The following is a 24,424-nucleotide window of genomic DNA, read 5'->3' as shown; positions in this document are numbered from 1 at the left end:
CAGTGTTAACGTACAGTTTCAATGACGTCAAGACTTTGACGTTGATTTTGATATGACCGTGTCGCGCGTCACAAAAACGCCGCGTTATTGCGCATTTTTGTTAGCTGCATGTGAGCAAACGATATAACGGATTTTCACGTTGTAACGCCGTGTAACTCATTGCTCCCGATGAGTTTGTGCACCGCATAAAAGAAAACCGCCGGACAGGCCGGCGGTTTCTTCACGCGATTTTCACTGCATCGATTTTGATGCGTTGCGCAGTATCAGCCGCACCATACTCTTGCGTTGCGGAACATCCGCAGCCACGGTGAATCACCGTTCCAGTCCTCCGGATGCCAGCTGTGGTTGATCGCACGCGGGGTGCGTTCCGGGTGCGGCATCATGATCGTGGTGCGGCCATCGGTGGTGGTCAGGCCGGTGATGCCGTCGGGCGAGCCGTTCGGATTCAGCGGGTACTGGGTGGCCACGTTGCCATCGCCATCGATGTAACGCAGCGACACGCGCGCCGCGGCCTGGTCGATTGCGTTGGCGAACACCGCCTGGCCTTCGCCATGCGCCACCGCGACCGGCAGGCGTGAACCGGCCATGCCACGCAGCAGGATCGACGGCGATTCCACCACTTCCAGCAACGCGGTGCGCGCTTCGAACTGCTCGCTGCGGTTGCGACGGAACTGCGGCCAGTGCTCGGCACCGGGGATGATGTCCTTCAGCTGGCTCATCATCTGGCAGCCGTTGCACACGCCCAGCGCGAAGCTGTCCTCGCGGGCGAAGAAAGCCGCGAAGGCATCGCGCAGCGCGCCGCGCTCCAGCACCGAGGTGGCCCAGCCGCGGCCGGCACCGAGCACGTCGCCGTAGCTGAAGCCACCACAGGCCACCAGACCGGTGAAATCGGACAGTGCAACACGGCCTTCGATCAGATCGCTCATATGCACGTCGAACGAACTGAAGCCGGCACGTTCGAAGACGTTCGCCATTTCAATCTGGCCGTTGACGCCCTGCTCGCGCAGCACCGCCACGCGCGGACGTGCGCCGGTGTTGATGAAAGGCGACGCCACATCTTCGTTGATATCGAAGGTCAGCTTGGGCTTCAGGCCCGGCGCGTTGAAGTTGCGCGCGATCGCACGCTCCTGGTCGGCGTTGTCCGGGTTGTCGCGCAGTTTCTGCATGGCGTGGGTGACCGACCACCAGGCATCGAACAGCGCTTCCCAGCGCCACTCGACCAGGCTTTCGCCCTGCAGCGAGACACGCACCACCGGGGCGGTGGTCGGACGCGCGATGCGCTGCGCGCATTCGGTCAGTGCATGGCGTTCGACCAGATCAGCAAACGCGGCGCGGTCTTCCTTGGCGATCTGCACCACCGCACCCAGCTCTTCATTGAACAGGCTGCGGAACGGATCATCGCCCCAGGCATCCAGGGTGATGTCCAGGCCCAGGCGCGAGGCGAAGGCCATCTCGCACAGCGCGGCGAACGCACCGCCATCGCTGCGGTCGTGGTACGCCAACAGCAGGCCGGCCTGGCGCGCATCGCGGATCAGTTCGAAGAACGCGCGCAGGCGCTGTGCATCGTCCAGATCCGGCACGGCGCCGGCGAAGGCCGGCAGCGCGGAATGGTCGGCGTGCACCTGGGCCAGGATCGAGCCGCCCAGGCGCTGCTTGCCAGCGCCCAGGCCGATCAGCCACAGCTCGCTGTCGGCGTCACGGTCCAGCAGCGGGGTCAGCTGGCCGGTCGCATCGGCAACCGGCGCGAACGCCGAGATCACCAGCGACACCGGCGACACCGACTTGTGCGCCTGGCCGTTGTCCTGCCACTGCGCCTGCATGGAGAGTGAGTCCTTGCCGACCGGAATGCTCAGGTCCAGCTGCGGGCACAGCTCCATGCCGACCGCACGCACCGCGTCATACAGCAGCGCGTCTTCACCGTGATGGCCAGCCGCGGCCATCCAGTTGGCCGACAGCTTCACCGTTTCCAGTGCATCCACCGGCGCCGCACACAGGTTGGTGATCGCTTCACCGACCGCCATGCGCGCCGACGCGGCCGCATCCAGCAGCGCCAGCGGGGTGCGCTCGCCGATCGACATCGCTTCGCCGGCCACGGTGTCGAAACCGGCCAAGGTGATGGCGACGTTGGCCAGCGGCAGCTGCCACGGGCCGATCATCTGTTCGCGTGCGGTCAGGCCACCGACGCTGCGGTCACCGATGGTGACCAGGAAGTTCTTCGAGGCCACCGAGGGATGGGCCAGCACGCGCAGACCCGCTTCGTACAGGTCCAGCCCCGCGGTCTTCAGCGCCGGCCAGCGCGGCGCCGACGGGTGCACGGTGTCGCGGTGCATCTTCGGCGCCTTGCCGAACAGCACGTCCATCGGCAGATCGATCGGGGCATCCACCGGGGTATTGCCCACGGTGGCGCCGTACGCCACGACGAGCCGCTCTTCAGCGGTCGCGACGCCAACGGCGGCGAACGGGCAACGTTCGCGCGCGCACAGCGCGGCGAACTCGGCCAGGCGCGCCTGCGGCACACCGAGCACGTAGCGTTCCTGCGATTCGTTGCACCACAACTGCATCGGCGACAGCGACGGGTCGTCGGCGGGCACCTTGCCCAGATCGATCACACCGCCCACGCCGGAGTCATGCAGCAACTCGGGAATCGCGTTGGACAGGCCACCGGCGCCCACGTCATGGAACCAGCGGATCGGGTTGTCCAGGCCGAGCGCGACGCAGCGGTCGATCACTTCCTGGCAACGACGCTCCATTTCCGGGTTGTCGCGCTGCACGCTGGCGAAATCGAGGTCTTCGGCGCTTTCACCGGAGGCCACCGAGCTGGCGGCGCCGCCGCCCAGACCGATCAGCATTGCCGGGCCACCCAGCACGATGACGGCGTCGCCGGGCTGCAGGCGCAGCTTCTCGACCTGGTTCTGGTCGATCGCGCCGAGGCCACCGGCCAGCATGATCGGCTTGTCGTAGGCGCGGGTCAGGCCCTCGCCTTCGGGCAGTTCGAAGCTGCGGAAGTAGCCAAGCAGGTTCGGGCGGCCGAACTCGTTGTTGAACGCGGCGCCGCCGAGCGGGCCGTCCAGCATGATGTCCAGCGCCGGCGCCATGCGCGGGTTCAGCGCGCGCGGGGCCTCCCACGGCTGCGGCAGGGTCGGGATGCGCAGGTGCGAGACCGAGAAACCGGTCAGGCCGGCCTTCGGCTTGCCGCCGCGTCCGGTCGCACCCTCATCGCGGATTTCACCGCCGGCACCGGTGGCCGCACCCGGGAACGGGGCGATCGCGGTCGGGTGGTTATGCGTTTCCACCTTGATGCAGAACGCCGAATCGACCACGGCTTCGCTGCGGTACTGACCGGTGGCCGGGTCCGGGCGGTAGCGCGCGGCCGGGAAACCGGCGACCACCGCGGCGTTGTCGCTGTAGGCGCTCAACGTGTGCTGCGGGGTCTGCTGGTGGGTGTTCTTGATCATGCGGAACAGCGAGTGCGACTGGTCGGCACCGTCGATGGTCCAGCTGGCATTGAAGATCTTGTGGCGGCAGTGCTCGGAGTTGGCCTGCGCGAACATCATCAGTTCCACGTCCGACGGCTTGCGGCCCAGTTCGCCGAAGCGCTGGCGCAGGTAGTCGATCTCGTCCTGGGCCATGGCCAGGCCGAGGCGGCTGTTGGCTGCCTCCAGATCCTCCAGGGCGATCCGTTCCAGCTCACCGCGCGCCGGGGCGCTGAACAGCGCCTGCGCCTGCGCGGTCTCGGCCAGCACGGACTGGGTCATCGGGTCGTGCAGCGCGCGGATCACCGCTTCCTGCGCGGCCGCGTCGGCCGGCCAGCCGGCCAGATCGATGCGCAGGCCACGTTCGACCCGGCGGATCGGTTGCCCGGCACCGCGGACCAGCTCGGTGGCCTTGCTCGACCACGGCGACAGCGTGCCCAATCGCGGCACCACGAAGCGCGATACCGCCCCGTCCTCACGCCCGGCCAGGGTCGGCTGGGCCTCCAGGATCCGGCTCAGGATCACCGGGTCCGGGGCCGCATCGCCCTCGGTCTGGATGAAGTAGACATGCCAGGCACCGGTGATGCGCAGATCGGCGGCCAGGGACTGCAGGCGGGATTCAAGACGTTCGCGGCGGAACGGCGAAAGGGCGGATGCGCCCTCGAGGACCATCATGTCCGGGGAACCGTGGTTGGGAACGGGGCCCACTATTGTACCCAAGTCGGCCGCCGCGGCCCGGCCCTGGGGATCGGCCTGCCTGGGAGGCGGCAAGGTGCGTTCACACCCGAACCATGCGCTGGTTCACGGATTGCGCCGGGATTACATGACAACGTTATCACCACCTGGCCCCAGCGCCCGGTGCTGTCCGTCCCCCATGTCGTTGCCGGCCTTTCTCACCGGCGCCCGGACCTGCTGCACGCATGCCGCCATCCCGGCGGCATGCGCCCACCTGATCGGAGACCGACCATGCCAGACCCGATTGCGCGCCGTGCAGTGACATCGTTTTCCTCCCCCGCCCTGCGTCCGCGCCGACGGCGCTGGTTGCTGGCGCTGGCCTTGGCCGCTGCCGCCGGCACGCCCACGCTGGTGCAGGCCGCGAACTGTACCGGGGCGCCCGAATGGAATGGCGCGGCCATCTATCTGGCCGGCCAGACCCTGCAGAAAGGCGGCGTGCTGTACCGCGCCAACCAGGACATCTGGAACGCCCCACCCGACCACCCGGCCGGTGCGCCCTACTACACCAACCTCGGTGCCTGCGATGGCAGCGGCAGCAACCAGCCGCCCAGCGTCGCGCTGACCTCGCCCGCCGCCGGGGCCAGCTTCACCGCCGGCAGCAGCATCACGGTGAGCGCCAATGCCAGCGATACCGATGGCAGCATCAGCAAGGTCGAGTTCTTCCGCGGCGGCACCTCGCTGGGCATCGACACCAGCGCGCCCTACAGCGTGGTCTGGAGCAATGCCTCGGCCGGCAGCCACACCTTCAAAGCCGTGGCGACCGACAACAACAACGCCGTGACCTCTTCGGCCACGGTCAATGTGACCGTCACCGCGGCCAGCAACGACACCACGCCACCCAGCGTTCCGGGCGGATTGGCGTCCCCGTCCAGGACCGCGACGACGGTGAACCTGGCCTGGAACGCGGCGACCGACAACAGCGGCGGCAGCGGCGTGGCCGGCTACGACGTGTACCGCAACGGCAGCCTGGTCGGCTCGCCCAGTGCCACCCAGTACACCGATGGCGGCCTGGCCGCGAGCACGGCCTATACCTACACGGTGCGGGCACGCGACAACGCCGGCAACGCCTCGGCGCAGAGCGGCTCGATCAGCGTAACCACGGCCGCCGGTGGCGGCGGGGGTGGCGCCAAGCGGGTGATCGGCTACTTCACCCAGTGGGGCATCTACGGCCGCAATTACCAGGTCAAGAACATCGACACCAGCGGCTCGGCGGCGAAGCTGACCCACATCAATTACGCCTTCGGCAACGTGCGCAACAATCGCTGCGAAGTCGGCGTGACCCAGGCCTCCGACCCGAACACCGGCGTGGGCGGCGATGCCTACGCCGATTACGGCAAATCCTTCGCGGCCGGCGACAGCGTGAGCGGCACGGGCGACACCTGGGACCAGCCACTGCGTGGCAACTGGAACCAGCTCAAGCAGCTCAAAGCCAAACACCCGAACGTGAAAGTGCTGATCTCGCTGGGCGGCTGGACCTGGTCGCGCGGCTTCTCCAGCGCGGCGCAGCCGGCCAACCGGCAGGCGTTCGTGGCCTCGTGCATCGACGCCTACATCAAAGGCAACCTGCCGGTGGCCGATGGTGCGGGCGGTGCGGGTGCGGCGCTCGGCGTGTTCGACGGCATCGACATCGACTGGGAGTACCCGGTGGCGTGCGGGCTGAGCTGCGGGACGCCGGCCGACAACGCCAACTTCACCGCGCTGCTGGCCGAATTCCGCCGCCAGCTTGATGCGGTGCGGCCCGGCCTGCTGCTGACGGTGGCCGTGGGCGCAGGCGTGGACAAGATCCGGGTGACCGATCCGGCCAGCTACCACCCGTACCTGGACTTCATCAACGTGATGACCTACGACTTCCACGGCGCATGGGATCCGCAGACCAACCATCACTCGGCCCTGTTCGATTCACCGGCTGATCCCTCCACCGGCGACCAGAAGCTCTACAACAGCAACGATGCGATGGAAGCCTTCCTCAGCCGCGGGGTGCCGGCCAGCAAGTTGAACCTGGGCATCGGCTACTACGGGCGTGGCTGGACCGGCGTGGCCAGCGGCAACAACGGGCTCTACAAGAGCGCCAGCGGCGCGGCACCGGGCACGTACGAAGCCGGTATCGAAGATTGGAAGGTGCTGAAGACCCTCAACTGGCCGGTGTACACCGACAACGTCGCCAAGGCCACGTGGATCTCCAACGGCACCACGTTCTGGAGTCTGGATACGCCCGCGATGGTCACCGAGAAGATGGGCTATGTGAAAGCACAGGGCCTGGGCGGTGCATTCTTCTGGGAGTTCAGCGGCGATGATGCGCAGGGCACCCTGACCAAGGCGATCAGTGACGGCTTGAAGTAAGCCCGCCTGACACGGGGCGCTGCCTCGCGGATCCCGCAGGGACGCGTCGCGTTGATCGCAACAACGAAAACGCCCCGGCCTGGCCGGGGCGTTCTGTCTTCAGCGGCTGCCGCCTGCCGAGACGCGCTCCAGCGCGGCCTTGAGCTGCGCCGGCGGCAGGTAGCCACCGAGCTGGGTGCCGTCGGCGGCGAAGATCGCCGGGGTGCCGTTGACGCCCATCTGCTGGCCGAGCTTGTACTGCATGGCCACCGGATTGGTGCAGTTCTTCGGGGTGACGGCCTTGCCGGTCTTGGCGGCGGTCAGGGCCTGCTTGCGGTCGGCAGCGCACCAGACCGAGATCATGTCGGTGTAGTCCTGGCTGCCCAGGCCCATGCGCGGGAAGGCCAGGTATTCCACGGTGATGCCGTTGCGGTTGAGCTCGGCGATGTCCTGGTGCAGCTTGCGGCAGTAGCCGCACTCGATGTCGGTGAAGACGCTGACGGTGTACTTGGCATTCGGCGCGGCAAACACGATGCGCTCGTTGTGCGGCACGCCATCGAGCAGCTTGCGGCGGTAGCTGAGCAGGCCCTGGCTGCTGACCGGCGCCTTGTTCTGGATGTCGTACGGCTGGGACTGCATCAGGTAGCGGCCGTCATCAGAGACGTACAGCACCTGGCCTCCGACCAGCACCTCGCGGAAACCGGCAAACGGCGCGGCCCCGATGAAATCAGGCTTGAAGGTGGGGTCCAGCTGCTGCAGCGCGGTGCGCACGCGCTGGTCGGCATCACCGGCAGCGGCCGGGGTGGCGGCAGTGGTCTTGGCCGCCGGAGCGGACGGTTGCTGCGCGCAGGCAGACAGGCTGAGCGCGCCGAAGAGCGCCGCAATGGCAACACGGAGCATCGAGCATTCCGGTGTAAGAGGTCAGGCTGGATTCTCGCACAGCTGCCTGCTCACGCAGCTGGACCGCAGTGGAACGGTGAGGCGCGGCCGCGTTTGGCCCCGCCTCAGCCGCGCGGGTGGTGCTTGGCGTGCAGCTTCTGCAGGTGCTCGCGGGCCACCAGCGTGTAAATCTGGGTGGTGGACAGCGAACTGTGGCCGAGCAGCATCTGCAGGGCGCGCAGATCGGCGCCCCGGTTGAGCAGGTGGGTGGCGAAGCTGTGGCGCAGGCCATGGGGACTGATCCGGGCGGGGTCGATCCCGGCCAGCACCGCGTACTTCTTCACCAGCCCCCAGAACTGCTGGCGGCTCAAGGGATGCAGGGAGGGCTCCAAAAACATCGGCACAGCGCCGTCCTGTGGCGTCGGCACGTTGCGCTTGCCGGTGAGCTGCGGGCGCGATTCGGCCAGATAACGTTCGAGCCAGTGCTGGGATTCTTCCCCCAGCGGAACCAGCCGTTCCTTGCTGCCCTTGCCGGTCACGCGCAGCACACCTTGGCGCAGATTCACGGCATTGGCCGGCAGGTTGACCAGTTCGCTGACGCGCAGGCCCGCGGCATACATCAACTCCAGCATGGCGCGGTCGCGCAGCCCAAGTGGCGTCTCGATGTCGGGACTGGCCAACAGCGCATCGATCTGGCTTTCGGCCAGCGCCTTGGGCAGCAGCCGCGGCAGCTTCGGCGGATCGAGCAACGCACTGGGGTCATCGCTGCGCTCGCCGCGGCGGACCGCATCGGCGAAGAAGGCCCGCAGCGCGGAAAGCAGGCGGGCATTGCTGCGCGGCGACCAGCCATGGCGGGAGCGCCAGGCCAGGTAGTCGAACAGCCCGGCGCGATCGAGACCGGCCAGCCCCCCGGCCGCGCCATCACGCCAGCGTGCGAGACCTTCCAGATCGCGCCGGTAGCTGTCCAGACTGGCACGCGCGAGGCCGTGTTCGGCCCAGGCCGTGTCGAGGAAGCGCTGGATGCGGACGTTGTCGTCGTCGCGCAGCTCGGGCAGGTGCTGGATGAGCTGGCGGCGCAGTGCGGGGGTGGTGGCATCGGACATGCGCACAGCATACGGAGCAGGCCGTGCGTGGGCCATCGAACGCGGGCAGCGGGCCGGGTATGCTCCGGGTCATGACCGATACCGCGCTGTCGTCCCCCGCTGCTGATCGCCCTGCATCGTTGCTGCTGTGGCGGCTGTTGTCACTGTTGTACGACTTCTTCCCCGCCCTGGCGCTGTGGATGCTGCTGGGGGCGGTGTTCGTGGCGGTCTACACGATCAGCGGTCACGCAGCGCGGGAGAACATCGCCCCGTTCAGCGCGTGGCAGTGGGCGTTGTGGGCATGCTGCTGGGTCGTGACAGGCCTGTACGCGACGATGAGTTGGCGCCGCGGCGGGCAGACGCTGGGGATGCGGCCGTGGCGGTTGCGGGTGGTGTCGCTGGACGACACGGGGCCAACGCGCAGGCAGTTGTGGCTGCGGTATGCGGTGGGGTCACTGTCGGTGCTGACGGCCGGCCTGGGGTTCTGGTGGGCGCTGGTGGATCGGCAGCGGTTGACCTGGCATGACCGGGCCAGCGGGACGCGGGTTGTGCGGCTGCCGAAGTACTGACGCGCTGACGCACTGACGCACTGACGCTCTAAAGCCTTCCAGAACAGCGCTGAAAGCAGCGCCTCTGTTTTCTGTGCGTTTGCGGAGAGGCGCAACCCATTTCTGGGCCCGCTGCAAGTCCCGCTCCGCGGCCCGGCCCAGCCGCTGGCGGCTGTGCGTTCGGTCGGATGCGAGGCAGTGCCTCGCAAGCGATCCGCCCTCACCCATGTAAGCTCGTAGTGCGCCATCCATGGCGCACTACGGCCCTGAAATGGGCTGCGCCTCTCCGCATTGACAGATTGCGAAGTGCGGTTGATCAAGGCGGATTTGTTGCGTGACCGACGTTTCGCACTCAGTACCGGCTCTCGCGATCAAGACGCGTAAGGAGCGCAATCTTCATAGCGAAGTCGTACCTTCGCTGAATCGATCAAGCCTTCGTCGATCAATTGCTCAGTCGCTCAGTCGCTCAGTCGCTCAGTCGCTCAGTCGCTCAGTCGCTCAGTCGCCAAGATTCAATACGAACAGCGTCACTTCGCCAACCCGTCAGAACGGTAGAGCCGGGCCATGCCCGGCTGCTCCTGCTCTCCCTACCCCCACCAGAACACTGTCGGAGGCGCGACGGGATTGCCAGGCCGGGACCGTGTGCTGCCAAGGGTGGCCGCACACCCCCCGACAGGGGCGGACATGCGGCGGGGCCCCGAAAGGCGCGCCCGGCGCACCAAGCACGACCCCCCCGGGGGGCCGCTTCGGCTTCGGCTTCGGCCTCGGTTCTGGCGTTTGGCGTTTGGCGTTTGGCGTTTGGCGTGTGAGCAGATGAATCAGCCCGACTTACGTCGGAACAACAACCCGGACACCACCATCATTACAATCGGCGGCAACGCATACGCAATCCGGTAATCGAACTTCAACGCACCGGCCATGCGCCCGAAGAACAACTGCAACAACCAGAAGCCCAGCGCGAACAGAATGCCCAGGAACAACCGCTTGCCCATACCGCCACTGCGCAGCGAACCGAACGCGAACGGCACCGCCGCCAGGCACAACGCCAACACATTGATCGGATAGAACCAACGGCTCCAGTACACATCCTCGTAATCGCGCGCATCCAACCCATTGCGCTTGCGGTACTCGATGCTGGTACGCAGATCCATCGCCGTCAGATTGCGTGGCTTGGAGATACCACTGGCCAGCGCCGCCGCATCCAGGCGTGAATTCCACGGCTCGGATTCGGCCGTCTCCCGCGTTGCCGAACGCTCACCGAACGTGTCGCGGCGGACCTTGTTCAATACCCAGCCATCGGCGCCATGTTCGGCGGTGGTGGCGTAGGTCAGCGAGGCCAGGCGGCCGTCGTCGGCGATCTTGTACAGGCGCACATCGTGCAGGATCAGCCGCGTGCCCCCGCCGGCCTGCAACTGCTCGTCGCCGCTCTGGGCGTTGAGGAAGGTGTCGCCTTCGCGCGCCCACACGCCCGAATAGCGGGCCGCGCTCAGGCTGCTGCCCCACTTGGCGCTGATCTTGATGTCGTCGGCCTTGCTTTGGCCCCACGGGCCCAGCGTTTCGCCGCTGAACACCATCACCGCGGTCATCAGCGACAGCGCGATCGCCACCGAGACGCTCAGCCGCTTGCGCGACAGGCCCAGCGCGCGCAGTGCAGTGAGTTCGGAGGTGGCGGCCAGCTGGCCCAGGCCCATCAGCGCGCCGATCACGGCGGCGGTCGGGAAGAAGGTATAGGCGCGGCGGGGCACGGTGTAGAGCACCCAGGCGGCCGCGTGACCGAGGGTGTAGCTGCCCTTGCCGACGTCCTTGAACTCGCCGGAGAAGGCCATCACCACGTCCAGGCCGACCAGCACCGCCCAGGTCAGCAGGACAGTGCCGAACACGGCACGGCCCAGGTACAGATCAAACCGCATGGGGCGCAACACGTTCATGCGGTCCTCCGGGGACGCGACAGTTTGCCGTCGCGGAAATACATCCACAGGGCGAGGGCCAGCAACGGCAGCGTCAGCCACCACAGGCCCGCCACGGCGGGAATCTTGCCATCGGCGATCCAGCGGGTGCCGATGAACATCAGGTTCATGCCCACCATATAGGCCAGGAAGGCCAGCATCATCCGGCCGTAGCGCTGCTGGCGCGGCGAGCTGCGGGCCAGCGGCAGGGTCATCAGGGCGAAGGCCAGCGCGATCAGCGGCGGGGCGATGCGCGAGTGCAGCTGCGCCTGGGCCTCGGGGCGCTCATCGCCGAACAGCTGGGTGGTGCGCAGCAGTTCGGGGTCGTCGTCCTTGCGGGTCTCGGCGCCGTCGGGCATCGCCACGTCGTTGCGGGCGAAGGTCATCAGCTTGTAGTCCAGCGCACCGTTGGCCGGGCCTTCCACCTGGTGGCCGTCATCCAGCTCCAGATAGCGTTGCTTGGCGCCCTCGAAGTACATCCGGCCGTGATCGGCGGAGATCACTTCGATGCGGTCCTCCTTCTGGCGCTGCAGGAAGACCTTGCCCAGCTGGGTGCCGTCCGGGGAGACCGAAGACAGGTAAACCACGCCGCCATTGGGCAGGGAGGTGAACTTGCCCGCCTCCAGGCCCGCCATGACCACGCTGCGGTTGGCCTCGTCGATCATCGTCTCGCCGGTGCGGTCGGCCCAGGGGCCCAGCCACAGCGAGCACAGCCCGATCAGGCCGACCACCGGCACCACCAGCATCAGCAGGGGGCGCAGTAGGCGCTTGGGGCCGACGCCGATGGCGGTGATGACCGCCATTTCCGAGTCCCGGTAGAGCCGGGCCGTGGCCAGCAGCAGGCCCAGCATCAGCGCCAGCGGCAGGATCAGCGGCATATAGACGATGAACTGCAGGCCCAGCTGTGAGAACAGCAGGCGGGCAGGCAGGCGGCCGTCGGCGATGTTGCCGAGGATGTCCACCAGGACACCACCGACGCTCACCACCAGCAACACGATCAGGGTGGCCAGGAAACTCTGGACGAAATCACGCAGGAGATAGCGATCGAGCTTCGACATGGGGCGGTGGTTTAAACTCTCGGATTCGTTCGCGGTGCTGCCCAGTCTACTGACGGGACGTAAACAGCTCGCGATTGTACGGATTTGCCAACGGAATCTGATCAATGGCCCTGGAATTCACCCTGAACCACGCAGCACCGGCCTCGGCCGAGTGCGATTGCGTCATCGTCGGCGCCTATGCCGACCAGACCCTGAGCCCGGCGGCACAGGCCCTGGACACCGCGTCCGGTGGCCGCCTGTCGGCCCTGATCGCCCGCGGCGACGTGGGCGGCAAGACCGGTAACACGACCCTGCTGCACGATCTGCCCGGCGTCACCGCCGCACGCGTGCTGGTGGTCGGGCTGGGCGAACCGGCCAAATTCGGCGTGCCGCAGTACCTCAAGGCGGTCGGCGATGCCAGCCGCGCCCTGAAGAGCGGGGTCAACCACCACGCGCTGTTCACCCTGACCGAGATCGAGGTCAAGGGCCGCGATGCCGCCTGGAACATCCGCCAGGCCATCATCACCGCCGACCACGCCGCCTACCGCTACAGCGCCACGCTGGGCAAGAAGAAGGCCGACGAGCCGGGCCTGACCACGCTGGCCATCGCCGGCACCGACACCCAGGCGCTGGCCCAGGGCCAGGCCATCGCCGCCGGCGTGCAGTACGCCCGCGAGCTGGGCAACCTGCCGCCGAACGTCTGCACCCCGGCCTACCTGGCCGAGTCCTCGGTCGCGTTCGCGCAGGCGCATGAAGGCGCCGAAGCGGAGGTACTGGACGAACAGCAGATGGAAGCGCTGGGCATGGGCTCGCTGCTGGCCGTGGCCCGTGGCTCGGCCAACCGCCCGCACCTGGTCGTGCTGAAGTGGAACAACGGCGGCGACGCCAAGCCCTACGTGCTGGTCGGCAAGGGCATCACCTTCGATACCGGTGGCGTCAACCTGAAGACCCAGGGCGGCATCGAAGAGATGAAGTACGACATGTGCGGTGGCGCCAACGTCATCGGCACCTTCGTCGCGGCCGTCACGGCCAAGCTGCCGCTGAACCTGGTGGTGGTGGTGCCGGCGGTGGAAAACGCCATCGACGGCAATGCCTACCGCCCCTCGGACGTGATCACCTCGATGTCGGGCAAGACCATCGAAGTGGGCAACACCGACGCCGAAGGCCGCCTGATCCTGTGCGACGCCCTGACCTACGCGCAGCGCTTCGAGCCGGCCGCGCTGATCGACGTGGCCACCCTGACCGGTGCCTGCCTGGTCGCGCTGGGCCACCAGACCGCTGGCCTGATGACCAAGCACGACGACCTGGCCAACGAGCTGCTGGCCGCCGGTGAGCACGTGTTCGACCGCGCCTGGCGCCTGCCGCTGTGGGACGAGTACCAGCCCATGCTGGATTCCAGCTTCGCCGATATCTACAACATTGGCGGCCGCTGGGCCGGTGCGATCACCGCGGGCTGTTTCCTGTCGCGCTTCGCCGAAGGCCAGCGCTGGGCCCATCTGGACATCGCCGGCGTGGCCAGCGACGAAGGCAAGCGCGGCATGGCCACCGGCCGCCCGGTCGGCCTGCTGAGCCAGTGGCTGCTGGACCAGGTCGCCCGCGCCTGATGCCCTGCCCGATCGCGGCCGCCTGCGGGTGGCCGCGGTCCCGCCCGGCCTGGCGCCGGGTTCTCCCTCCGCTCCAGGCCCTGCCATGTCCCGTGCTGATTTCTACCTGATCGCCAAGCCCCGCTTCCTGACCGAGCCATTGCGCCTGGTCTGCGAACTGGCCCGCAAGGCCAATGACGCCGGGCTGTTCACCCTGGTGCTGGCACGCGACCAGGCCCAGGCCGAAGAGCTGGACGAGCTGCTGTGGGCGTTCGACAACGATGCCTACATCCCGCACCAGATCGCCGGCGAAGACATGGACGAGGAAGAGGCGCTGGTGCTGATCGCCGTGCCCGGCACCGAGGCCCCGGCCCGGCCGCTGGTGATCAACCTGCGCGACGATCCCTATCTGGCAGCCTGCGACCGCGTGCTGGAAGTGGTGCCGGCTGACCCCGAGGCGCGCGAACCGCTGCGCGAACGCTGGCGCCAGTACAAGGCACTGGGCTTTGACCTGAACAAGTACGACATGTAACCCGCGCGGCGCCCGTCCGGTCGCCGCCGCCCCCGGAGACCCTTGATGCGCCTGTTGATCGCCCTGATCTTTCCCTGGTTCGCCTTCTTCACCATCGGCCGCCCGATCGCAGGCATCCTCAACGTCTCGAAGGTAGAGCCGACTGTCAGTCGGCTGTCCTTGTCTGGCTGGCTGCCCGCCGCGATCTGGGCCGCCTACGCGGTCTCACAGTTCCATACCGACCAGAAGATCCGCCGCGCCTTCGGGCGCTGAGCTTCCGGCACCCCCACCTTCCGTATTCGATCCTGGTTCCCGCATGACCCAACTCGCCTCCAGCTACGACCCGAAAACCTTTGAAACCGCGCTGTACGACGCGTGGGAGAAGGCCGGCCATTTCAAGCCGTCCGGCAAGGGCGAGCCGTACACCATCCTGCTGCCGCCGCCGAACGTGACCGGCACGCTGCACATGGGCCATGCCTTCCAGCAGACCCTGATGGATGCGCTGGTGCGCTACCACCGGATGCGCGGCTACGACACGTTGTGGCAGGTCGGCACCGACCACGCCGGCATCGCCACCGAAATGGTGGTGTCGCGCAACCTGGCGCTGGCCAACACCGGTGAGACCCGCGATTCGCTGGGCCGCGACGGCTTCATCGAGAAGGTGTGGGAGTGGAAGGCGCAGTCCGGTGACACCATCGAGCGCCAGATGCGCCGCCTGGGCACCTCCAGCGACTGGTCGCGCAGCACCTTCACCATGGACCCGCAGCCGTCCGAAGCGGTGGTCGAGGCGTTTGTGCGCTGGCACGAGCAGGGCCTGATCTACCGTGGCCAGCGCCTGGTCAACTGGGATCCGGTGCTGAAGACCGCCATCTCCGATCTGGAAGTGGAAAGCGTTGAGGAAGACGGCTTCCTGTGGTCGATCAGCTACCCGCTGGCCGATGGCAGCGGCACCCTGACCGTGGCCACCACCCGCCCGGAAACCATGCTCGGCGATACCGCCGTGATGGTGCACCCGGAAGACGAGCGCTATGCGCATCTGATCGGCAAAATGGTCAAGCTGCCGCTGACCGACCGCGAGATCCCGGTGATCGCCGATGATTACGTCGACCGCGAGTTCGGTACCGGTGTGGTCAAGGTCACCCCCGCGCACGATTTCAACGATTACCAGGTCGGCCTGCGCCACAACCTGCCGATGATCAACCTGTTCACCCCGGTGGCGGCGATCAACGACAACGCCCCGGAGAAGTACCGCGGGCTGGACCGTTACGAAGCGCGCAAGGTGATCCTGGCCGAGCTGGAAGATCTGGGCATCCTGGTCGAGACCCGTGCACACAAGCTGCAGGTGCCGCGTGGCGATCGCACCCAGCAGGTGATCGAGCCGTACCTGACCGACCAGTGGTTCGTGAAGATGGACGTGCTGGCCAAGCGCGGCCTGGAGCTGGTCGAGAACGGCAGCATCCAGTTCGTCCCGGCCAACTGGATCAACACCTACCGCCACTGGATGGAGAACATCCAGGATTGGTGCATCAGCCGCCAGCTGTGGTGGGGCCACCGCATTCCGGCGTGGTTCGACGACGCGGGCAGCTGCTATGTCGGCCGTGATGAAGCCGAGGCCCGCGCGAAGAACAACCTCGCTGCCGACCTCGCCCTGCACCAGGACAGCGACGTGCTGGAGACCTGGTTCTCCTCGCAGCTGTGGCCGTTCTCCACGCTGGGCTGGCCGAACGAGCAGGCGATGGACGCGCGCGGTTTCGAGCGCTACCTGCCGTCGTCGGTGCTGATCACCGGGTTCGACATCATCTTCTTCTGGGTGGCCCGCATGATCATGGCCACCGACAGCTTCACCGGGAAGATTCCGTTCAAGGACGTCTACATCACCGGCCTGATCCGCGATGCGCAGGGCCAGAAGATGTCCAAGTCCAAGGGCAACGTGCTCGACCCGCTGGACATCATCGATGGCATCTCCATCGAGGACCTGGTCGCCAAGCGCACCACCGGCCTGATGAAGCCCAAGGACGCGCCGAAGATCGAGAAGGCGACCCGCCGCGAATTCCCCGAGGGCATCATCGCCCACGGTGCCGATGCGCTGCGCTTCACCATCGCCGCGCTGGCCACCCACGGCCGCGATATCAAGTTCGACATGAACCGCGCCGAGGGCTACAAGAACTTCTGCAACAAGCTGTGGAACGCCAGCCGCTTCACCCTGATGAACACCGAGGGCAGCAGCTTCACCGGCGTGCCGCAGCCGCGTACCGATGCCGAGCGCTGGATTCTGGCGCGCCTGGCCGCGGTCTCGGCCGAAGCGCAGACGCATTACGCCAACTACCGCTTCGATCTGCTGGCGCAGTGCCTGTACGAATTCGCCTGGAACGAGTTCTGCGATTGGTTCCTGGAACTGACCAAGCCGGCCCTCAACGGTGCCGACGCCGATGACGCCAACAGCACCCGCCACACCCTGCTGTACGTGCTCGAAGCGCTGCTGCGCCTGCTGCACCCGCTGACCCCGTTCGTCACCGAGCAGCTGTGGCGCCAGGTCGCCCCGCGCCTGGGCATCACCGACGACACCATCTCGCTGCGTCCGTACCCGACCGCCGAGGAGTTCGCGGGTGATTTCGCCCGCGCCGAAGCCGACGTGGAATGGCTGAAGTCGATGGTCAACGCGCTGCGCCGCGTGCGCAGCGAGTTGAACGTGCCGCCGTCCAAGCTGGTGCCGCTGCTGCTGCAGGGTGGCAACGACGACGACCGCGCGCGCATGACCCGTTTCACCTCGTCGCTGTCGTTCCTGCTCAAGCTGGAGCGCATCGAATGGCTGGCCAACGGCAGCGACACGCCGCCGGCCGCCGCTGCGATCGTGGGCGATCTCACCCTGCTGGTGCCGCTGGAGGGCCTGGTCGACCTGGGCGCCGAACGCGCGCGCCTGGACAAGGAAATCGCCCGGGTGGAATCGGAGAAGGAAAAGAGCGAGACCAAGCTGGCCAAGTTCACCGACAAGGTGCCCGCGGCCGTGGTCGAGCAGGAGCGCGTGCGCCTGGTCGAATGGACCGCCCAGCTGGATGGCCTGCGCTCGCAGCGCGCGAAGCTGTAAGCGCACGGGTAGAGCCACGCCATGCGTGGCTGCTTCTGCGGGGCCAGGGTAGAGCCACGCCATGCATGGCTGCTTCTGCGGGGCCAGGGTAGAGCCACGCCATGCGTGGCTGCTTCTGCGGGGCCAGGGTAGAGCCACGCCATGCGTGGCTGCCTTCCGGGGCGGGATGGCGTGCAGCCACCCATGGGGTGGCTCTACCCTGGGCCGATAACGTAGGTAGGGCCCGGCCCGCGCGCTTTCGAGCGCGATGGCTGCCCATCTGCGGCATGATGCGGGTTCGTCCACGGATTGAATGACCGCCGACACGATGTCGCTGTCCCTCTTCTGCATCGTGCTGTTCGCCGCCCTGCTGCATGCCAGCTGGAACGCGATCGTCAAACGCGGCACCGACACGCTGCTGACCACGATCCTGGTCACCGGCTCGGCGGCGGTGATCGCCGCGATCGCGCTGCCGTTCATGCCCACACCCGCCGCGCAGAGCTGGCCATGGCTGGCGACCTCGACCCTGCTCCAGGTCGGGTATTACGTCCTCGTCGCACGTACCTACCAATTGACCGACATGAGCGCGTCCTACCCGCTGATGCGCGGCTGCGCGCCGATCCTGGTAGCGCTGATCAGCACGCTGTTTCTGGGTGAGCGCCTGGCGTGGATCGCGTGGAGCGGAATCGCGCTGATCTGCCTGGGCATCCTGTGCATGACCCGCGGCACCTCGCGCCAGCATCTGTGGCTGCCGTTGCTCAATGCCGGCGTCATCGCCACCTACACCTTGGTCGATGCCTGGGGCGCGCGCCACTCGGGCGCGGCGGTGAGTTACACCCTGTGGCTGTTCCTGCTCTCCGGCCTGCCCCTGCCCCTGTGGGCGCTGTGCACCCGCGCCGGCGCGCTGCGTGACTATGCGCGCCGCAACTGGGCCTACGACATCGTGGGCGGGTTCGGGACACTGATCTCCTACGGCCTGGCGCTGTGGGCCATGACCGTGGCGCCGGTTGCGATGATCGCCGCGCTGCGCGAAACCTCGATCCTGTTCGGCATCCTGATCTCGGCCTGGATCCTGCACGAACGGGTCACCCGCCAGCGCTGGATCGCCGCCGGCCTGATCGTGCTCGGGGCAGTGGTGCTGCGGATCACGTAGAGCCACCCCATGGGTGGCTGCGCCTGTCTCCGACAGCCACACCCCGTACGGGCCGGATCGAACAGCAGCCACCCATGGGGTGGCTCTACATCGGGACGTCAGAGCGGCGGCATCACCTGGATGTCGTCGTCGACCAGCTCGATCGCCATCACCAGCGCATCCTCGCGCCCGTCGCGGGCGGGGTAATAGCGCGGCCGGCGGCCGATCTCATTGAACCCTTCGCTGTGGTACAGGGCCACGGCCGAGGTATTGGACGGGCGCACTTCCAGGAACACGCGGTGCGCGCCATGGTCGCGTGCCAGCTTCACCAGCGCGCGCAGCAGGTAGCGGCCGTGGCCACGGGACTGGCACAGCGGGTCCACACAGATGTTGAGGATATGGGCTTCATCGGCGGCGATGCTGAGCAGGCCGTAGCCCATCAGCAGGCCGTCCTCTTCCATCGCCAGGCCGGGATAACCGGCACGCAGGCAGTCCTGGAAGATGCCGCGGGTCCACGGGTACGGGTAACCGCGCACCTCGATGGCCATCACCGCATTGAGGTCGCTTTCGCGCAGCGCGCGCAGCGACAACGGCCGCGGCGAGCTCACCGCACTCACGACCGGCCCCGTTTGCGCAGGGCGCGCAGCTGCGGCCACAACGCGCGCTTGGCGGCGGCGCTGCTGCGCAGTTCATCCAGGTTCCAGCTGGCCATCAAGACCTGGGTGTCCGGCTCGGCCGGGTTGCAGCCGGAGGCGCGTAGCAGGGCGATCTGCAGGCGATCGGGCATCCGCACCGCGGCGCGGCGGCCTCCGCCTGCGCGTGCCGGCGTGGCCGCCGGAACGGGCGGCGGCGCGCCTTCTTCGACCGTGCGCGGCGCGCTTCGGCGCACCGGTGCGGGCGCATCCACCGCCGGTGCCGGCCGCGACTGGCGCACGGGCACGGACGACTCTGCGAGCGGCGCCGCGCTGAGCTGCACATCAGGTACGGCAGCGGCCTCCGGCTCGACACTGCCGTCGACGAACACCGTATAGCCCATCGCCTGCAGCCAGGACTGCTGCGCCGGCGACCACAATGGCGGCAGCGCCTGCCCGCTCACGCGTTCGGCTCGACCGTCTTGCGGGTGCGCTGCCACGCCCAGTAGCACGGGCCTGACAAGGCATACACCACGCCTACCGCGAACAGCACGCGCGGCAGATCGATGACCATGATCGCGATGGCGATCGGCACCAGGGCCAGCGCCAGGAACGGCACGCGATCGGCGCGCGGTCCTTTCTCGCCACTGCCCTTGAAGCTCCAGAAGCGGATCCGGCTCACCATCAGCAGCGCCGCCACCAGGGTCACGCCCAGCGCGACATAGCGCAGCTGGTTGCCGTCCCAGCCGAGGTTGCCATCGGCGAAGGCCCAGACGAAGGACATCATCAGGCCCGCGGCGGCCGGGCTGGCCAGGCCGATGAACCAGCGTTTATCGACCACGCTGACCTGGGTATTGAAACGGGCCAGGCGCAGCGCGGCGCAGGCGGCATACAGGAAGGCGACCGCCCAGCCGACGCGGCCCATCACCGGGTCGTCGAACTTCAGCCAGGACAGCGACCAGTGGTACATCACCAGGGCCGGGGCCATGCCGAAGCTGACCAGATCGGCCAGCGAGTCGTACTGCACGCCGAATTCGCTGCTGGTGCCGGTCAGGCGGGCCACGCGGCCGTCCAGGCCGTCCATGACCGCCGCGACAAACACCGCGACCGCGGCATTCACGAAGTCGCCGTTGGCCGCGGCGATGATCGCGTAGAAGCCGGCGAACAGGCCTGCGGTGGTGAACAGGTTGGGCAGCAGGTAAATGCTGCGCGAGCGCGGCGGGGGTTTCATCTGATCCATGCGGCCAGTTTAGCTTGCCAGCACCGGCCCGGGGTGCTGCAATCGCGGTTCTGCCCCGTTCCCGGAGTTGCCATGCGTGCCCTGTCCCGTCTGAGCGGCCTGCTGCTGCTCGCCAGCGCCACGGCCAGCGCCGGCACTGTCTACAAGTGGAAAGATGCCAACGGCGTCACCCAGTATTCGGAGAAGCCACCGGCCGGGCAGAAGTACGAGGCCCGCCAGGTCGAGAACCGGGACCCGCTCCCGCGCGAGACCGCCGCCGCCCCGGCCGAGAACAAGGCCTGCACCGACGCCCGCGGCAATCTCACCCTGCTCAACGGGCCGGGCAAGGTCATGCAGGACGCCGATGGCGACGGCACGGCCGATACCGCCCTGACCGACGAGCAGCGCAGCGCCCAGAAGACCCTGGCCGAGGCCGCCATCCAGGCCTACTGCACCCCCAAGGCCTGAGCCACCGGCCCCGTCGAGGCGGCCAAAACCAACCGCAACACCCATCGCGGCGGCCGGACTGGCAGAATATCGGCTTCTGCCGTTCAGCGAAGCCGACGATGCGCCTCTCCCAGTTCCACCTGCACACCACCAAGGAAACCCCCAGCGACGCGGAGCTGACCAGCCACCGCTTGATGCTGCGCGCGGGCATGATCCGCAAGCTGGCCTCGGGGCTGTACACCTGGTCGCCGCTGGGCCTGCGCGTGCTGCGCAAGGTCGAGCGCATCGTGCGTGAGGAAATGGAGCGGGCCGGCGCGGTGGAATTCCAGATTCCGACCATCCAGCCCAAGGAACTGTGGGAAGCCACCGGCCGCTGGGAAAAGTTCGGCCCGCAGCTGCTGAAGCTCAAGGATCGCAAGGAGCAGGTGTTCTGCTACAGCCCGACCGCGGAAGAGGCTGCCGCTGACTTCGCGCGCCAGGAGCTGTCCAGCTACAAGCAGCTGCCGGTCAATTTCTTCCAGATCCAGACCAAGTTCCGCGATGAGATCCGCCCGCGCTTCGGCGTGATGCGCTCGCGCGAATTCCTGATGAAGGATGCCTATTCCTTCCACCTGCACGATGCGTGCCTGGTGCGCGAATACGAAAACATGAAGTCGGCCTACAGCCGCATCTTCACCCGCCTGGGCCTGGATTTCCGCATGGTGCAGGCCGACTCCGGCGCGATCGGTGGCGACGCCTCGCAGGAATTCCACGTGATCGCCGAGTCGGGCGAAGACGCGCTGGTGTTTTCCACCGGCTCGGATTACGCGGCCAACATGGAAGCGGCCATCGCCGCGGCCCCGGGCGAGCGCCCGGCCGCCAGCGAAGCGCTGCGCAGGATCGATACGCCCACGCAGAAGACCTGCGAAGCCGTCGCCGCCCTGCTCGGTCTGGGCCTGGAGCGCACCGTCAAGTCGGTCGCGATCATGAGCGAGGCCGGCTTCGTGCTGGCGCTGGTGCGCGGCGATCACGACGTCAATGAAATCAAGCTGGGCAAGGTCGAGGGTCTGCAGGGCTACCGCATGGCCAGCGAGGCGGAGATCGCCACGCATCTGGGCAGCGAGCCGGGCTTCCTCGGCCCGCTCAATCCGGCCCAGCCGATCCGCATCGTGGCCGACCGCGACGTCGCCGCGCTGGCCGATTTCGTCATCGGTGCCAACGAAGCCGGTGCCCATATCGCCGGCGTCAACTGGGGCCGCGACCTGCCCGAACCGGAAGTGGCGGACATCCGCAACGCCAAGGCCGGTGATCGTGCCGCCGATGGCGGTGAACTCAAGATCGCGCGCGGCATCGAAGTCGGCCATGTGTTCCAGCTCGGCCGCCAGTATGCGCAGGCGTTGAATGCGACCGTGCTTGACGAAAACGGCAAGGCTGCGGTGTTGGCGATGGGCTGCTACGGCATCGGCATTTCGCGCATCGTGGCGGCGGCGATCGAACAGAATCACGACGATGCCGGCATTATCTGGCCGGACGCGATGGCGCCGTGGCAGGTCGTGGTCTGCATGATCAATCCGAAGCAGGACGAGACCGTGTCGTCCACCGCCGCCGAGCTGCTTGCGCAGTTGCAGGCCGCCGGCCTGGATGTGGCGCTGGATGACCGCGGCCTGCGCCCGGGCGCGATGTTCGCCGACATGGAACTGATCGGCGTCCCGCACCGGATCGTGGTGTCCGAACGCGGCGTCGCCGCCGGCACGTTCGAGTACCGCGCGCGCAATGCCGCCGAAGCGGAGGTCCTCGACAAGGACGCGCTGCTGGCAAAATTGACGAAGTAATGACAAAGGCCGGGTGAATAACCCGGCCTTTTCAATGGCGGACCCGGTTTCAATAACTCCGGTTTGTTTGTGTATTTCGCAAAAGAGAATGTATGCTGTTTCCGACGCCAAGGACCGGCTCACCCTGTCCTTCATATATTGCGGAGTAGTAGATGAGTATCGACCTGAGCGGCCTGTCCGCCAAAGAGCTGGGCGCGCTGATCAAGAACGCCAAGAAGCAGCAGACCATCGTGGCCAAGCGTCCGGCGATCACCAAGGTCCGCGCACAGCTGACCAAGCTGGCCAAGGCCCAGGGCTATTCGGTGGAAGAACTGTTCGGCGGTGCCGCCCCGGCCGCACGTGGCCGTGCCGCGAGCAAGGCCACCAAGGCCCCGGCCAAGGCCGTGCGCAAGCTCGGCAAGGTCGCTCCGAAGTATCGCAACCCGGCCAACCCGAAGGAAACCTGGACCGGCCGTGGCAAGCAGCCGCGCTGGCTGGCTGCGCATACTGCCAAGGGCAAGAAGGTTGAAGAGTTCCTGATCAAGAAGTAAGCCGGTCAGTCACTGCTGCACATGAAAACGCCGGCCTCGCGCCGGCGTTTTCGTACCCGTTGATGGCGCGCGCGGTGACCGGAAGGGTCAAAGATTCTTGCGCGCCGGGATCAGCAGATTGCCGAACAGCAGGCCGGCCACCAGCGCCATCACCACGTTGAGCACGGTCATCAGCACGGTCTGGCCGGCGCTCATGTCCTGCTGCTGGACCAGCGTCAGCACGCCGCGCAGGCTGGTACTGCCGGGCACGAGCATGATGATGCCGGGCAGGCGGATGATCGCGCCCGGGCGCTGCGCCAGCCGGCCAAACAGATTGCCGGCGGCGGTCAGCAGCATCGCGGACATGAAAATGCCGGCCGGAATGCCCCACGCCTGGCCCGCGAATTTGGAGATCGCATAACCGGCGACCGCCGCCGCCATCACCCAGGGGAAATCGCGGCGGTTGGCCTTGAACAACATCGCGAACGCGAACGCCGCCAGCAGCAGCGCCCCCCACTCGACCCAATCGGCCTGCGGCCGCGAGGCGCGCACCAGCGGTTCCAGCCCGACGATGCCGGACAGGGTCACCGCGATCACCGCGCCCACCGTCAGTTTCAGGATCGTGGTCACCGCACCGGCAAACCGCGCCGTGCCGGAGACCCAGTGCTGGCTGGCCAGCTCATTGACCGCATTGGTCAGCGACATCCCGGGCAGCAGCACCACCAGCGAGGCGATGATCACCGTATTGAGGTTGAGCGCCCCGATGAAGGAGGCCACCAGCGTCGCCACCGAGCCGGCCAGCAGGGCCGCCAACGCTTCGTTGGCCTCGCGCGTGGCCGGGCGGCGGTCGGTATACATGCCCATGACGCCGATCAGCAGACCGATCACGCCGGCGGTGGCGATATCCAGCCACGGCAGTTTCCACAGGCCGGCCACGCCCGCTGCGCCCAGGCTGTAGGAAAGAATGGTGCGGATCTTGCCCCAGCGGCCGGGATCCTTGTCCAGCTGGCGCAGCGCGGTATGCCCCTGCGCGATGCTCATGGTGCCGTTGGCCACCGCATCGGTGATCTGGTCGGCGATGCTGAGTTTATGCAGGTCGTTCTCGCCCGGTGCCAGCCGGATCACGCGGGTGATGTCCGATGAACCGATCGCCTTGGTCGGGTCGCTGAAACTCAGGATCAGGCCGGTCGGGTTCGACCACGGCTCGCAATCCAGGTCCAGCCGCTGCGCCAGCGCGACCACGGCGGCTTCCAGCCGCTGCGCGGTAGTGCCATAGCTGTGCAGGCGCCCGGCCATTTCCGAAACGAAGGCCACGCGCTGTGCGTAGGTGGCCGGTGGTGCAACGATGGTGGGGGCGTCGGCAGACATGCGCCGTAGTATTACCCGAACACGCCCCGGCCTGAAGAATCCCGGTGGCATCGCATCGCGGCATGACGCCCCCGGTGTTGCCGAGCAACGCGTTCAGCCCGGTCCGGCGCATACGCGAGCCATGCACCC

General features: G+C 67.3%; 18 protein-coding genes and 1 pseudogene. 10 read left to right on the top strand and 9 right to left on the bottom strand.

The window, feature by feature from the left end; genetic code table 11:
* Positions 1 to 263 precede the first annotated feature (263 nt).
* Complete coding sequence (purL, locus tag ABE472_RS10545; RefSeq protein ID WP_346466151.1) at positions 264 to 4,148, bottom strand: phosphoribosylformylglycinamidine synthase; 3,885 nt, start codon at positions 4,146 to 4,148, stop codon at positions 264 to 266.
* A 291-nt stretch (positions 4,149 to 4,439) separates the two neighbouring features.
* Here purL and ABE472_RS10540 point away from each other — a divergent pair, with 291 nt between their 5' ends.
* Positions 4,440 to 6,548: a glycosyl hydrolase family 18 protein gene (locus ABE472_RS10540; RefSeq protein ID WP_313209234.1), complete on the top strand. Its 2,109-nt coding sequence runs from the start codon at positions 4,440 to 4,442 to the stop codon at positions 6,546 to 6,548.
* Positions 6,549 to 6,647: 99 nt separating this feature from the next.
* Here the strand turns inward: ABE472_RS10540 and ABE472_RS10535 are convergent, their stop codons facing one another.
* Both ABE472_RS10535 and xerD read right to left on the bottom strand, forming a co-directional pair.
* A complete protein-coding gene (locus ABE472_RS10535) occupies positions 6,648 to 7,427 on the bottom strand; it encodes a thioredoxin fold domain-containing protein (protein WP_313209232.1) in 780 nt (259 codons plus the stop codon).
* A gap of 104 nt (positions 7,428 to 7,531) precedes the next feature.
* Positions 7,532 to 8,509, bottom strand: a complete 978-nt coding sequence (xerD, locus tag ABE472_RS10530) for a site-specific tyrosine recombinase XerD (RefSeq protein WP_346466150.1) — start codon at positions 8,507 to 8,509, stop codon at positions 7,532 to 7,534.
* Between the two features lie 71 nt (positions 8,510 to 8,580).
* On the opposite strand from xerD, the gene ABE472_RS10525 reads away from it, so the two are divergent.
* Positions 8,581 to 9,057, top strand: coding sequence for an RDD family protein (locus ABE472_RS10525; protein WP_313209228.1), 477 nt, complete (start codon positions 8,581 to 8,583; stop codon positions 9,055 to 9,057).
* 797 nt (positions 9,058 to 9,854) lie between these two features.
* On the opposite strand, the gene lptG is transcribed toward ABE472_RS10525, so the two are convergent.
* Positions 9,855 to 10,964: an LPS export ABC transporter permease LptG gene (lptG, locus tag ABE472_RS10520; protein ID WP_313209226.1), complete on the bottom strand. Its 1,110-nt coding sequence runs from the start codon at positions 10,962 to 10,964 to the stop codon at positions 9,855 to 9,857.
* Complete coding sequence (lptF, locus tag ABE472_RS10515; protein ID WP_313209225.1) at positions 10,961 to 12,040, bottom strand: LPS export ABC transporter permease LptF; 1,080 nt, start codon at positions 12,038 to 12,040, stop codon at positions 10,961 to 10,963. The genes lptG and lptF overlap by 4 nt, the downstream gene beginning before the upstream one ends.
* A 104-nt stretch (positions 12,041 to 12,144) precedes the next feature.
* On the opposite strand from lptF, the gene ABE472_RS10510 reads away from it, so the two are divergent.
* The 5 genes from ABE472_RS10510 (at position 12,145) to ABE472_RS10490 (ending at position 18,330) form a co-directional block, all read left to right on the top strand.
* A complete protein-coding gene (locus ABE472_RS10510) occupies positions 12,145 to 13,623 on the top strand; it encodes a leucyl aminopeptidase (RefSeq protein WP_313220012.1) in 1,479 nt (492 codons plus the stop codon).
* Positions 13,624 to 13,708: 85 nt separating this feature from the next.
* Positions 13,709 to 14,134 carry a DNA polymerase III subunit chi gene (locus ABE472_RS10505; RefSeq protein WP_019182556.1) on the top strand — a complete coding sequence of 142 codons (426 nt, stop codon included), beginning with the start codon at positions 13,709 to 13,711 and terminating at the stop codon, positions 14,132 to 14,134.
* Positions 14,135 to 14,179: 45 nt separating this feature from the next.
* Complete coding sequence (locus tag ABE472_RS10500) at positions 14,180 to 14,386, top strand: YqaE/Pmp3 family membrane protein (RefSeq protein ID WP_346466149.1); 207 nt, start codon at positions 14,180 to 14,182, stop codon at positions 14,384 to 14,386.
* A 43-nt stretch (positions 14,387 to 14,429) separates the two neighbouring features.
* Positions 14,430 to 17,198 carry a valine--tRNA ligase gene (locus ABE472_RS10495; RefSeq protein WP_346466148.1) on the top strand — a complete coding sequence of 923 codons (2,769 nt, stop codon included), beginning with the start codon at positions 14,430 to 14,432 and terminating at the stop codon, positions 17,196 to 17,198.
* Positions 17,199 to 17,505: 307 nt separating this feature from the next.
* Positions 17,506 to 18,330 (top strand): DMT family transporter, encoded by an 825-nt coding sequence (locus ABE472_RS10490; RefSeq protein ID WP_346466147.1) that lies wholly within the window; start codon positions 17,506 to 17,508, stop codon positions 18,328 to 18,330.
* A gap of 98 nt (positions 18,331 to 18,428) precedes the next feature.
* Here the strand turns inward: ABE472_RS10490 and rimI are convergent, their stop codons facing one another.
* Genes rimI through pssA form a run of 3 tightly spaced genes read right to left on the bottom strand, consistent with a single transcriptional unit; the run spans position 18,429 to position 20,181 of the window.
* A complete protein-coding gene (rimI, locus tag ABE472_RS10485; protein ID WP_121042847.1) occupies positions 18,429 to 18,926 on the bottom strand; it encodes a ribosomal protein S18-alanine N-acetyltransferase in 498 nt (165 codons plus the stop codon).
* Positions 18,923 to 19,405 (bottom strand): hypothetical protein, encoded by a 483-nt coding sequence (locus ABE472_RS10480; protein ID WP_284128388.1) that lies wholly within the window; start codon positions 19,403 to 19,405, stop codon positions 18,923 to 18,925. The genes rimI and ABE472_RS10480 overlap by 4 nt, the downstream gene beginning before the upstream one ends.
* Positions 19,402 to 20,181 (bottom strand): CDP-diacylglycerol--serine O-phosphatidyltransferase, encoded by a 780-nt coding sequence (gene pssA, locus ABE472_RS10475; protein ID WP_284128389.1) that lies wholly within the window; start codon positions 20,179 to 20,181, stop codon positions 19,402 to 19,404. Before pssA ends, ABE472_RS10480 begins: the two co-directional genes overlap by 4 nt.
* A 72-nt stretch (positions 20,182 to 20,253) precedes the next feature.
* Here pssA and ABE472_RS10470 point away from each other — a divergent pair, with 72 nt between their 5' ends.
* The 3 genes and pseudogenes from ABE472_RS10470 to ABE472_RS10460 form a co-directional block, all read left to right on the top strand.
* Complete coding sequence (locus tag ABE472_RS10470) at positions 20,254 to 20,628, top strand: DUF4124 domain-containing protein (protein ID WP_284128390.1); 375 nt, start codon at positions 20,254 to 20,256, stop codon at positions 20,626 to 20,628.
* A gap of 98 nt (positions 20,629 to 20,726) precedes the next feature.
* A complete protein-coding gene (locus tag ABE472_RS10465; RefSeq protein WP_284128391.1) occupies positions 20,727 to 22,418 on the top strand; it encodes a proline--tRNA ligase in 1,692 nt (563 codons plus the stop codon).
* Positions 22,419 to 22,570: 152 nt separating this feature from the next.
* Positions 22,571 to 22,945: pseudogene (locus tag ABE472_RS10460) on the top strand (H-NS histone family protein); the annotation flags it as partial.
* A gap of 90 nt (positions 22,946 to 23,035) precedes the next feature.
* Here ABE472_RS10460 and ABE472_RS10455 read toward each other — a convergent pair.
* Positions 23,036 to 24,295 (bottom strand): threonine/serine exporter family protein, encoded by a 1,260-nt coding sequence (locus tag ABE472_RS10455; RefSeq protein ID WP_088432072.1) that lies wholly within the window; start codon positions 24,293 to 24,295, stop codon positions 23,036 to 23,038.
* Positions 24,296 to 24,424 lie beyond the last annotated feature (129 nt).

The sequence above is a fragment of the Stenotrophomonas sp. TWI809 genome, assembly GCF_039673205.1.
Classification (GTDB): Bacteria; Pseudomonadota; Gammaproteobacteria; order Xanthomonadales; family Xanthomonadaceae; genus Stenotrophomonas.
This window is presented reverse-complemented; position numbering and strand designations above follow the sequence as displayed.

Excerpts from the sequence above, each read along its gene's own strand:
- purL (WP_346466151.1), bottom strand. The coding sequence starts at position 4,148 with ATGATGGTCCTCGAGGGCGCATCCGCCCTTTCGCCGTTCCGCCGCGAA.
- ABE472_RS10540 (WP_313209234.1), top strand. The coding sequence starts at position 4,440 with ATGCCAGACCCGATTGCGCGCCGTGCAGTGACATCGTTTTCCTCCCCC.
- ABE472_RS10535 (WP_313209232.1), bottom strand. The coding sequence starts at position 7,427 with ATGCTCCGTGTTGCCATTGCGGCGCTCTTCGGCGCGCTCAGCCTGTCT.
- xerD (WP_346466150.1), bottom strand. The coding sequence starts at position 8,509 with ATGTCCGATGCCACCACCCCCGCACTGCGCCGCCAGCTCATCCAGCAC.
- ABE472_RS10525 (WP_313209228.1), top strand. The coding sequence starts at position 8,581 with ATGACCGATACCGCGCTGTCGTCCCCCGCTGCTGATCGCCCTGCATCG.
- lptG (WP_313209226.1), bottom strand. The coding sequence starts at position 10,964 with ATGAACGTGTTGCGCCCCATGCGGTTTGATCTGTACCTGGGCCGTGCC.
- lptF (WP_313209225.1), bottom strand. The coding sequence starts at position 12,040 with ATGTCGAAGCTCGATCGCTATCTCCTGCGTGATTTCGTCCAGAGTTTC.
- ABE472_RS10510 (WP_313220012.1), top strand. The coding sequence starts at position 12,145 with ATGGCCCTGGAATTCACCCTGAACCACGCAGCACCGGCCTCGGCCGAG.
- ABE472_RS10505 (WP_019182556.1), top strand. The coding sequence starts at position 13,709 with ATGTCCCGTGCTGATTTCTACCTGATCGCCAAGCCCCGCTTCCTGACC.
- ABE472_RS10500 (WP_346466149.1), top strand. The coding sequence starts at position 14,180 with ATGCGCCTGTTGATCGCCCTGATCTTTCCCTGGTTCGCCTTCTTCACC.
- ABE472_RS10495 (WP_346466148.1), top strand. The coding sequence starts at position 14,430 with ATGACCCAACTCGCCTCCAGCTACGACCCGAAAACCTTTGAAACCGCG.
- ABE472_RS10490 (WP_346466147.1), top strand. The coding sequence starts at position 17,506 with ATGTCGCTGTCCCTCTTCTGCATCGTGCTGTTCGCCGCCCTGCTGCAT.
- pssA (WP_284128389.1), bottom strand. The coding sequence starts at position 20,181 with ATGGATCAGATGAAACCCCCGCCGCGCTCGCGCAGCATTTACCTGCTG.
- ABE472_RS10470 (WP_284128390.1), top strand. The coding sequence starts at position 20,254 with ATGCGTGCCCTGTCCCGTCTGAGCGGCCTGCTGCTGCTCGCCAGCGCC.
- ABE472_RS10465 (WP_284128391.1), top strand. The coding sequence starts at position 20,727 with ATGCGCCTCTCCCAGTTCCACCTGCACACCACCAAGGAAACCCCCAGC.
- ABE472_RS10455 (WP_088432072.1), bottom strand. The coding sequence starts at position 24,295 with ATGTCTGCCGACGCCCCCACCATCGTTGCACCACCGGCCACCTACGCA.